The sequence below is a fragment of the Terrabacter sp. P5_B1 genome, from assembly GCF_056400505.1.
The window spans coordinates 1-589 of record NZ_JBFULD010000634.1; the positions used below are offsets into that span (position 1 = coordinate 1).

2 protein-coding genes are annotated in these 589 nt (G+C 56.6%); one reads left to right on the forward strand and one right to left on the reverse strand.

Annotation, left to right across the window (positions count from 1 at the left end):
• Window positions 1-217 (reverse strand): undecaprenyl-diphosphate phosphatase (locus AC1DP0_RS22545; RefSeq protein ID WP_478088918.1); only part of this gene is annotated, 217 nt, incomplete at its 3' end.
• A gap of 208 nt (window positions 218-425) precedes the next feature.
• On the opposite strand from AC1DP0_RS22545, the gene AC1DP0_RS22550 reads away from it, so the two are divergent.
• The coding region (locus AC1DP0_RS22550; RefSeq protein ID WP_478088920.1) for a glutathione S-transferase family protein at window positions 426-589 on the forward strand (164 nt) is incomplete at its 3' end.

Genomic DNA, 589 nt, shown 5'->3' on the forward strand with positions numbered 1-589 from the left:
GGTTCAGCGCGATATGCCACAACTTGCCGAAGTAAAGTGCAAGGATTGCCAGAATGGCGCCGAGCTGGATCAGCACGGCAAAGCTCTTCCAGAAATTGTCCTCGCCCAGATCGAAGAAGCGTTCCGCGAGCAGCAGATGCCCCGTTGAGGAAACCGGCAGGAACTCGGTGACACCCTCGACAATGCCGAGAATCACCGCCCTTATCGCATCAGACATCATCCGCTTATCTGTCCTTCGTCAGTGTGGGCCTGAAAAAGCCGGGTTCTTCTCGCCTATTCCCTTCATTGCTGCAATCGCAAATACCATCACATTCGCGGGTTGCCTCAGAGCCAAGCTTCGCTAGTTTGGCGCGCGCCGCGTGACACTTTTACCACCGACGCAACCGAGACGCTTTCTTAACGACCGCATAACTATCAAGGCCCGCATGTACACGCTTTACCATCACTCGTTCTGTCCACATTCCCGCTTCATWCGTCTCGTACTCGGCGAATACGGACTCGACCTCACACTGGTGGACGAGCGGCCGTGGGATCGGCGCGAGGCATTTCTGGCGCTCAATCCTGCGGGAACGACGCCTGTGGTGCTCAC